Source organism: Rhizobacter sp. P1_G5, from assembly GCF_056405435.1.
This window is the reverse complement of sequence record NZ_JBFUCB010000277.1, coordinates 1-7,527: the sequence shown is the minus strand read 5'-3', so window position 1 is coordinate 7,527 and position 7,527 is coordinate 1. Positions and strand designations below refer to the sequence as shown.

7 protein-coding genes and 1 pseudogene are annotated in these 7,527 nt (G+C 72.3%); 1 reads left to right on the top strand and 7 read right to left on the bottom strand.

The window, feature by feature from the left end; all coding sequences use genetic code 11:
* Positions 1 to 214: 214 nt before the first annotated feature.
* The 6 genes from AC1D12_RS18765 to atzF all read right to left on the bottom strand — a co-directional run bounded on the left by AC1D12_RS18765 (position 215) and on the right by atzF (position 5,778).
* Positions 215 to 1,081 (bottom strand): FecR family protein, encoded by an 867-nt coding sequence (locus AC1D12_RS18765; RefSeq protein WP_047500389.1) that lies wholly within the window; start codon positions 1,079 to 1,081, stop codon positions 215 to 217.
* 95 nt (positions 1,082 to 1,176) lie between these two features.
* Positions 1,177 to 1,890: a GntR family transcriptional regulator gene (locus AC1D12_RS18760; protein WP_477842170.1), complete on the bottom strand. Its 714-nt coding sequence runs from the start codon at positions 1,888 to 1,890 to the stop codon at positions 1,177 to 1,179.
* Complete coding sequence (gene hpxZ / locus AC1D12_RS18755) at positions 1,887 to 2,261, bottom strand: oxalurate catabolism protein HpxZ (RefSeq protein ID WP_465111003.1); 375 nt, start codon at positions 2,259 to 2,261, stop codon at positions 1,887 to 1,889. Before hpxZ ends, AC1D12_RS18760 begins: the two co-directional genes overlap by 4 nt.
* Before the next feature lie 11 nt (positions 2,262 to 2,272).
* Positions 2,273 to 3,691: an AtzE family amidohydrolase gene (locus AC1D12_RS18750; RefSeq protein ID WP_477842168.1), complete on the bottom strand. Its 1,419-nt coding sequence runs from the start codon at positions 3,689 to 3,691 to the stop codon at positions 2,273 to 2,275.
* Positions 3,688 to 3,906 carry a DUF4089 domain-containing protein gene (locus tag AC1D12_RS18745; protein ID WP_047500395.1) on the bottom strand — a complete coding sequence of 73 codons (219 nt, stop codon included), beginning with the start codon at positions 3,904 to 3,906 and terminating at the stop codon, positions 3,688 to 3,690. The genes AC1D12_RS18750 and AC1D12_RS18745 overlap by 4 nt, the downstream gene beginning before the upstream one ends.
* A 42-nt stretch (positions 3,907 to 3,948) precedes the next feature.
* Positions 3,949 to 5,778 carry an allophanate hydrolase gene (gene atzF / locus AC1D12_RS18740; protein ID WP_477842166.1) on the bottom strand — a complete coding sequence of 610 codons (1,830 nt, stop codon included), beginning with the start codon at positions 5,776 to 5,778 and terminating at the stop codon, positions 3,949 to 3,951.
* A gap of 171 nt (positions 5,779 to 5,949) precedes the next feature.
* Here atzF and AC1D12_RS18735 point away from each other — a divergent pair, with 171 nt between their 5' ends.
* Positions 5,950 to 7,050, top strand: a complete 1,101-nt coding sequence (locus AC1D12_RS18735) for a LacI family DNA-binding transcriptional regulator (protein WP_082004092.1) — start codon at positions 5,950 to 5,952, stop codon at positions 7,048 to 7,050.
* Between the two features lie 127 nt (positions 7,051 to 7,177).
* Here AC1D12_RS18735 and AC1D12_RS18730 read toward each other — a convergent pair.
* A pseudogene (locus tag AC1D12_RS18730) lies at positions 7,178 to 7,527 on the bottom strand (dihydrodipicolinate synthase family protein); the annotation flags it as partial.

Below are 7,527 nucleotides of genomic sequence, written 5' to 3'. Positions count from 1 at the left end.
ATCAGCAGCCGCGCGCGGTCCAGCACTTCGTCGTGGGCGTTCTGCTGCAGCAGCGCGCGGGCGATGTAGCCCGCGGCCCCCAGGCCGAGCGCGAACACGATCAGGAACACCAGGTTGAATTTGAGCAGCAGCTTCATGGGGCCTCTTGGGGGTGGTGCCGGGACTTACGTGAGGGATGACTGAACGGACGCATTGGCAGACGCAAAAACCGGCGTCATGGTCGGGTTTCGACCTTCCTGGGCAGGTATTTTTCCGGGAACAGCGTGCGGTCCCACTCCGGGTGGGCGCGCAGCGTGCCGACCAGGCCGCGCCGGAAATCCGCGTTGCGGGCCTCGCCTTTCCAGCGCAGCACGAAGCCCGCGCGCAGGCCGGCCTCGGCGTCGATCCAGGCCGCCACGTCGTCGTAGGCGATGCCCGACAGCCGTGCCGGCTCGACCTCGCGCGTCTTGAAGCGCTCGAGCCGCGACGGCAGCGTGTCGAGGAAATCCTTGGGCACGCGCTGGATGAAGGCCGCGGTGGGGCGTGGCGCGACGCTCGCGCGGGCCGCGCCGGCACGGGTCAGGAACTGCTCGCCCTTCAGCGTGACGTTGCCGAGCGGCCGGCCGTCGAGCAGCTCGGTGAGCGCGACCTCGCCGGCCTCGGCGAACACGTTGGCGTCCTGCGGCTGCACCAGCACGACGGCGCGCTGCGCGATCGCCGTCGCATCGAATAACGGCGTGTTGAAGACGGGGCTCGCGAGCGATGCCGGCGCCGTCACCTTGACCCAGCCCTGCAGCAGGTAGAAGCGGCCGGGGGCGCGGCCGGCGAGCTTCGGTGCGATCTGCAGCCGGGTGGCGGGGCCGAGATCGGCGACCAGGCCGTCGGGGAACTCGATGCGCAGCAATCGGCCCTGGGTGCCGGTCTCGACGATGTCCTCGCGCAGCAGGCGCACGCCTTCGGCCGGGGCGTAGCGCGCGGCCTCACGGACCAGCACGGCCTCGCCGTCGACGATGGTCAGCGTGGCCAGCGGGGCGGCCGGGGGCGCGGCGGCGGCGAACAGCGGGACGGCGAGCAGCAGGCTCCACAACGTTTTCAGCCACATGGGCATACCTTCGCTTCGTGGGCGTGGGTTTTGGGGCCGACAAGCATAACGGCAGTGGGTGACGGGCCTTCGACAGGCTCAGTCCGAACGGCGCCTCACAATTCTCCGGCCACCGGCCGCGCGCTGTGCAGCYTGTGCAGCGTGATCTTGCGCACCTCCGCCTTGCTCGCCTCGATGTGGGTGCGCAGCATCAGCTTGGCCGCGTCCGCCCGCCGCGCCAGGATCGCCTTCAGGATCTTCGCGTGTTCTTCGTAGGTGGCGCTGATGCGCGGCGGTTGCGTGAAATCAAGGCGGCGCACGATGCGGATGCCGTCGGTCACGTCGGCATGCACGCGCGCCATCTCCAGGTTGCCGGCGGCCGACACCAGCGTCGCGTGGAAGGCCTCGTCGAGCGCGGCGACCTCGGCGGTGTCGGACTTGCGCTCCTTCTCGGGCACCAGCCAGACCGCCTTCAGCAGCCCCAGGTCGGGCATCGGCTCGGCCGCGCACAGCCGGTCGACCGCGGTGGCCTCGAGCACCACCCGCAGGTCGTACAGCTCCTCCAGCTTGCGGAAATCGAACGGCGACACGCTCCAGCCGCTGCGGAACGCCACCTGCACATAGCCTTCGAGCTCGAGCCGGAACAGCGCCTCGCGCACCGGCGTGCGCGACATCTCCAGCCGCTCGGCCATGTCGCTCTCGGTGAAGCCGTCGCCGGGCAGCAGCACGAAGTCGAAGATGGCCGCCTTGATCCGGCGGTAGGCCGCCTCGGCGCGGGTCAGGTCGCGGGGGTTGGCGCGCGGGTTGTTCTTCGTGGCCAGCGGTTTCATCCGAGCAAGCTTACATGGGCCGACACCACCCGCCAGCCGGCGGGGGTGCGCATCCAGGTCTGCGTCTGCCGGCCGGGCCGCGTGCCGCCCTCGCGCTGGAACTCGATGTGCGTGGTCGCGAAATCCTCGCCGTAGGTCGTGAGCTGCGTGCGCAGCACGCTGCGCGCGAGGCCCGTGGCGGGCCGGGCCGAGCGGAAGGCGCGGATCGCCTCGATGCCGTACAGGTTCTCGCCGACGCCGTAGCGCAGCGTGTGCGGGCTGTCCCAGAACAGCTCGTCGAGCACCGCCACGTCGTTGCCGACCAGCGCACGCTCATAGCGTTCGAACGCCGCGGTGAGCGCGGCCAGCACGTCGGGGCGGTTGATCTCCATCGGCCCGGGCCTCAGATCCCCGCCACCGGCGACGCGGCCGCGCCACTGGCTTCCAGCGCGCGCGCCACGCGCAGCGCCAGGTCCTCGCGCCAGGGGGCCGCGATCACCTGCACGCCGATCGGCAGCTTCTGCATCCCGTGCGGCCACAGCGGCGCGGCCACCACCGGGCAGCCGGCGAACGACACCGGCTGCGTCAGCAGGCCCATCGACGGGCGGGTCGGCAGCGCGCTGCCGTTCAGCTCGAAGCTCTCGGCACCGAGCGGCGTGGCCTGCACCGGGGTCGCGGGCGCGAGCAGCACGTCCCAGTCGGTGAACAGCGCGTTGACGCGGTCGCGGTACAGCCGGCGAAAGCGCTGCGCCCGCACGTACCACTCGGCCGGCTGCAACGCGCCGGCGATGAAGCGGTCGACCGACAGCGGTTCGTAGTCGGCGGCGCGTTCGCGCAGCGTCGGCAGGTGCAGCGCGCCGCCCTCGGCCGCGCTGGTGACGAAGGCGGCGGCGCGCGCGAGCGCGGCATCGGGCCACTGCACACGCCGGGTCGCGTGCAGCACCTCGGCCGCGATCGCGACGGCCCGCTGCGCCGCCGGCCCGGCGTGTTCCTCGAAGTAGCCGTCCAGCACGCCGATGCGCAGGCCGGCGATCGGGTGGCCGATGTGCTCCAGCGCCGGTTGCACGCGCTCGGCACGGCAGCCGGGGTCCAGCGGGTCCGGGCCCTGCATCGCGTCGTAGGTGGCGGCCAGGTCTTCGACGCTGCGCGCGAACGGGCCCAGGTGGTCGAGGCTCGCGACGAACGGGAAGCTGCCGCGCCGCGACAGCCGCCCGAAGGTCGGCTTCAGCCCCCACACGCCGCACAGCGACGCCGGCACGCGGATCGAGCCGTTGGTGTCGGAGCCGAGCGTCACCGGCACCTGGCCGGCCGCGACCGCGGCACCGCAGCCGCCGGATGATCCGCCGGCCGTGCGCGTCAGGTCGCGCGGGTTGCGGCTCGGGCCGTAGTGGCTGTTCTCGGTGGTGAAGCCGTAGGCGAACTCGTCCATGTTCAGCGCGCCGACCAGCACCGCGCCGGCTGCGCGCATGCGCTCGACCAGCACCGCGTCGGCCGCGGCCGGCGGCTCGCCCTGGCGCACCTTGCTGCCGGCGCGCGTGGTCAGGCCCTCGATGTCGAACAGGTTCTTCACCGCATACGGCAGCCCGGCCAGCGCCGGCAGCACCTCGCCGCGCGCGCGCATCGCATCGACCGCACGGGCCTCGCGCACCGCGCGCTCGAAGGTGCCGTCGGTGAACGCGTTGACGCGTGCATCGCAGACCTCGATGCGCGCGATGCTGTGCTCGAGCGCCTCCTCGGCCAGCATCTCGCCGCTGCGCACCGCGCGCACGATCGACATGCCGGTCGTCATGCCGCCCGCATGCGTGACCTGCCGCGCGGTCATGCAGGATCCTCGGCGGGAAACGGCGCCGGGCAGTAGACCTCGGCCGGCTCCAGTTCGGCGCCGAGCGGCAGCAGCCGCAGCGGCGCCACCATCGTGCGCGTGCGGGCCAGGTGCATCGCGACGCGCGCGACCTGCGCGTCGTCCAGCGGCAGCTCGAGCAGCTGTGCGCTGGCGCGCACGAAATCGACGATGTCGGATGGGGCGGTGTCGGTCATGGCGGGAGACCTCCTTGCGCGGGAGTGCTGCAAGGACCGTGCTCAGCCGAGTGAAGCCAGGAAGCCGCGCCAGCCGCCGTACGTGGTGATGTCCAGCGCGCTGCCGCCTGCTGCCACGCCGCGCGGCTCGCAGACGAAGCCGCGCTCCTGCGTGCCGTCGCCCAGTTCCACCGTGCCGAGCGCGAGCGGCGGGCCGACCATCTGCAGGAAGCTGCCGCCGTGCGCCGCGTCGATCTCCCACACCTCCACGTCGATCGCGCGACCCGCCTCGGGGCCGACATGCACCAGCGCGGGTCGCGTCGGCGCGTGGCCGGTCAGCGAATGCAGCCGGTACGCCGGCGCGGTGCGGGTGCGCCGCAGCAGCCGGCCGGCGCGTTCGGTCAGCTGCCAGTTCAGCGCGAGCCCGCTCATGTGCGCGCCGACGACGACCAGCCGCAGCGGCTGCGCCGGCGCGGGGGCGGCCAGCACCGGTGCGGCGCCGATCGGATGGCGCATCACGCCGGCGGTCGGCTCGAACACGCGGGCGAGCGTGGCTGCGAGGCCGGCCAGCGCGAAATCGCTGAACGCCGGGCCGATCAGCGTCACGCCGGCCGGCAGGCCGTCGCCGCGCATCGGGCCGGGCAGCGCATGGGCCGCCATGTCGAGCAGGTTGACGAAGTTCGTGTAGTGGCCGAGGCGGCGGTTCGGCTCGAACGGATCGGCCTGCAGCGCGGCCAGCGTCGGGTGCGTCGGCGCGCTCGGCACCACCAGCACGGCCACCTGCGCCCACATCGCCGCCGCCTGCCGCTGCGCCGCGGCCAGCGCGTACTGCGCTTCGAACAGCTCGTGCGCGGCCGGCGCGCGGCCGCTGCGCACGATCGCCGCGACGGTGGGGTCGGCACCGGGCGGGTGGCCGTCGAGGAAGGCGCCGACCGCTGCATAGCGTTCGGCCACCCACGGCCCCTGGTACAGCAGCGCCGCGACGCGCGCGAGCGGCTCGAACGGCACCGGCACCAGCTTGCAGCCGCGTTCGCGCAGATGCGCCAGCGCGGCCTCGAAGGCGTCGCGCGCCTGCGCATCGCCGAAGAACTCCAGCGTGTCGGGCACGCCGACCGCGAGGTCCGGCAACGCGTCCAGCCGCAGCCGCGGTGGCAACGCCGTGCGGCTGAACGGATCCTGCGGGTCCGGCCCGGCGGCCTGGCTCGCAACCGCCCACGCGTCTTCCGGCGTCAGCGCGAACACCGAGATGCAGTCGAGGCTGCGGCAGGCCGGCACCACGCCGGTCGACGGCAGCCAGCCCTTGGTCGGTTTCAACCCGCTGATGTGGCAGAAGCCGGCCGGCACCCGGCCCGAGCCCGCCGTGTCGGTGCCGAGCGCGAACGGCACCTGGCCGGTCGCGACCACGTAGGCCGAGCCGGAACTGGAACCGCCGCTCACATGGGCTGCATCGAACGGGTTCGGCACCGCGCCGTACGGCGATCGCGTGCCGACCAGGCCGGTCGCGAACTGGTCGAGGTTGGTCTTGCCGACGGGAATCGCGCCGGCATCCACGAGGCGTTGCACCGCGGTCGCATGCTGCGCGGCCGGGCCGCTTGCGAAGCCCGGGCAGGCGGCGGTGGTCGGCAGCCCGGCCACGTCGATGTTGTCCTTCACCGCGAACGGCAGGCCGAAGAGGGGCAGCCGCTCCCACAGCGCCGCGCCTTCGCCGCGCGTGCGGGCATCGCAGGCCTCGGCCTCGGCCAGCAGTTCCTCCTCGGGCCGCAGCGCGATCCAGGCCGAGGCCGCATGCCGTGCACGCTCGTGCAGCACGCGCTCCATCAGGCGGCGCACCGTCAGGGTGCCTTCGCGCAGCGCCTGCTGCAGTTCACGCAAGGTCCGGGGCTCGAGGGACATGGGATCGGGCTCCACAAATCAGTGAATGCGATCTTGTATGCAAGTTGCGAGCCATGGTTTTCCCTCATGTTGCGTGGGTGCCGATACGCTCCTTCGGGGGTGTTTCAACGCCGCCAGGGATGGATGCATGAACGTACACTTTTCGACTCACTCACAGCAGTACGGCCACGCATGAAGGCGGTCTCCAAGAAGGTCAGCAAGACCCCACCCCCCAAGCCGGTGCGCAAGCGTGCCGCTGCGTCGGCGGCGCCCGCGGTGGCCCCCGTCACCGACACGGCGGTGACGCTGCAGATGGTGGCCGAGCTGGCGGGCGTGTCGTCGAGCACGGTCTCGCGCATCCTGAACGGCAGCGCGAAGGTGAGCCCGGCCAAGCAGCAGGCGGTCGATGCCGCGATCGCGCAACTGGGCTTCATGCCGAACCCGGTGGCGCGCGGCCTGGCCGGCGGGCGCACGCTGAGCATCGGCGTGGTCACGCAGTCGATCGACAGCCCGTTCTACGGCGAAGGCCTGCGCGGCATCGAGGCGGTGCTGGGCGCGGCCGGCTACATGCCGCTGTTCGCGAGCGGCCACTGGACGGTGGTCGACGAGAAGAAGTGCATCGACCTGCTGCTGTCGCGGCGCGTCGACGGCATGATCGTCTTCACCGGCCGGCTGCCGGACGAGACGCTGATGGAGGTGGCGCGGCGCGTGCCGACGGTGGTGACCGGGCGCAAGCTCTCGGGCCCCGGCCTGTTCAGCCTGAACTTCGCGAACGTCGAAGGCGCGCGCATGGCGACGCGGCACCTGATCGAGCTGGGCCACCGGCGMATCGTGCACATCCTCGGCCCGCGCGACCATGCCGATGCGCGCGAGCGCAAGGAAGGCTACCGCCGTGCGCTGAAGGAGGCCGGCATCGCGTACGACCCTGCCCTGGTGGTGCAGGGCGATTTCAGCGAGGCGGGCGGGCTGAAGGCGATCAGCCACCTGATGGAGTCGCGCACCGACTTCAGCGCGATCTTCGCGGCCAACGACCAGACGGCGTATGGCGCGGCGCTCGGCCTGTACCGGCGCAACCTGCGCGTGCCCGACGACGTGTCGGTGGTCGGCTTCGACGACCTGCCGGGCTCGCAGTATTCGATCCCGCCGCTGACCACGATCCGCCAGCCGGTGTACCAGCTCGGCGAGCTTGGCGCGCAGGCCGTGCTGGCGATGCTGCGCGGCGAGGTGCCGGACGGCGCGCTGCCGCCGCCGCTGCTCGTGACGCGGGAATCGACGCGGCCGTTGAAGCGCTGAGGCGCTTGCCACCAGAGCTTCGACAGGCTCAGCCCGACCCTTCGACAAGCTCAGGGCGAACGGAGTTCAGGCTTCGACAGGCTCAGCCCGAACGGGAGAAAGCTGTTCGCCCGGGTGGCCGAACGGATCACTTGCCCCAGCGCAGCACCAGCGGATCCAGCCGCCGCGCCGTATCGAGCAACCCGGCGCGCGTGGCCGGGTGCATCGGCGGCCAGGGGTGGCGTGGCGCATYGCACGCGATGACGCCGCCTTCCTTCATCAGCGCCTTCGCGCTCAGGAAGCCGCCCTGGCGGTTCTCGAAGTTGATCAGCGGCAGCCAGCGCCCATAGGCCGCGACGGCTGCTTCGCGATTCCCTGCCGCGTACGCATCGACGATCTGCCGGATGCCGTCGGGGAAGCCGCCGCCGGTCATCGCGCCGGTCGCGCCGGCATCCAGGTCGGCCAGCAGCGTGATCGCCTCCTCGCCGTCCCATGGGC